3 protein-coding genes are annotated in these 1,217 nt (G+C 57.5%); 1 reads left to right on the top strand and 2 read right to left on the bottom strand.

The genetic code is table 11. The annotated features are described in order from the left end of the window. Together ACUH78_RS19310 and ACUH78_RS19305 are read right to left on the bottom strand one after the other, a co-directional pair. Nucleotides 1-393, bottom strand: a 393-nt coding sequence (locus tag ACUH78_RS19310) for an Arm DNA-binding domain-containing protein (RefSeq protein ID WP_445334455.1), incomplete at its 3' end; no start/stop codon positions are given. Beyond that, nucleotides 386-619: a hypothetical protein gene (locus ACUH78_RS19305; protein WP_075146722.1), complete on the bottom strand. Its 234-nt coding sequence runs from the start codon at nucleotides 617-619 to the stop codon at nucleotides 386-388. The genes ACUH78_RS19305 and ACUH78_RS19310, both read right to left, overlap by 8 nt. Nucleotides 620-767: 148 nt before the next feature. Between ACUH78_RS19305 and ACUH78_RS19300 the strand changes: the two genes are divergently transcribed. Beyond that, nucleotides 768-986, top strand: coding sequence for a helix-turn-helix domain-containing protein (locus tag ACUH78_RS19300; RefSeq protein ID WP_075146721.1), 219 nt, complete (start codon nucleotides 768-770; stop codon nucleotides 984-986). The last annotated feature ends 231 nt before the right edge of the window (nucleotides 987-1,217 follow it).

The following is a 1,217-nucleotide window of genomic DNA, read 5'->3' as shown; positions in this document are numbered from 1 at the left end:
CTCCCGGCGGATCGTCGTGCGGTACGAGCGACGCCACTCCACCTCTTTCTCGGCGTACCAGGTCTCGGCGAAGTCCTTGAAGAGCGGCGTGCTCGGGACGCTGGGCGCTGTCGGCGACACCGCAACGCCGACAGCGGAGACCGTCTGTGGCGCTCCGATCGCCCCCGCAGGAGCTGGATCGAACTTGGCGGCGTTCTTGCTTCCGGGGAAGAAGCGACGGTAGTCGAAGGCGCCGGCGGCGATGTCGGCCTCGATGCGGTCAAGCACCTTCTGCAAGCGCTTGCGGTTGGCAGCGGTGTCGGTCAAGGCGGTCTGCTCGCGGCAGCGCACGTCCTGGTAACGAAAATCCAGGAACAGCATCCCGTTGTCCTTTCTGGCGCGAATGCTAGCCATGGCAGACACCTCCATTTGCCATCGGAATCGCGAAGGCGCTTTCGGAGGTGGAGCCCATATCACGCTCGATGTGCTCCCAGATGTAGAGGATCTTGCGTCCTCCAAACGGGCGGATGTAGTGCGTCCCCTCAAGGAGCACGCTGTCTTTCAGGCGCTCACGAATCGTTCGGGGGTCATACTTGATCTTGCCGGACAACTCGTCGGTGGTCAGATAAGTCAGTGACATGACATTCTCCAGTAGTTAAAATCTCACAGAACGACAGAAAGCCTTCTACAAGATCTTTTTGTCACTCTGAATGACATTCTAGGGCGTAAAACACCCTTGTCAAGGGCTTTTTGTCATTCTGAATGATATTTAACTCTGCGAGACGACAATGGTTCGCTGCCACCTCTCACGCCTGATGGGCGAGCACAAGATGAAGATCGCTGATGTCGCTCGTGAAACGGGTCTGCACCGCAACACGATCACGTTGCTCTACAACGAAACCGCAAATCGGGTTGACCTTGAAACCATCGATCGCTTGTGCGCTCTGTTTAGATGCACCGTTGCTGAGTTGTTCGAGTACATACCCGACTCAACGAGCGCCGTATAAGGCGCGGCAGGCAAGGGTCTAAAAGGCAGCACCCTACGCCGGGTACCTGAAGGAGTGGGCACGGCATAGGCGCGAAATGGGCACGGGATGGGCACAAAAGAAAATGGGCTAGGCCCGTAAAGACCTAACCCATTGAATTTTTTGGCGCGCCCGAGACGATTCGAACGTCCGACCCCTCCTTCGGAGTCTAGCCCAGTCTACCGGCGCCTCCAGGTCTTCCTTGGCCACAAT

This window comes from Thauera sp. ZXT1-4, assembly GCF_052598215.2.
This window is presented reverse-complemented; position numbering and strand designations above follow the sequence as displayed.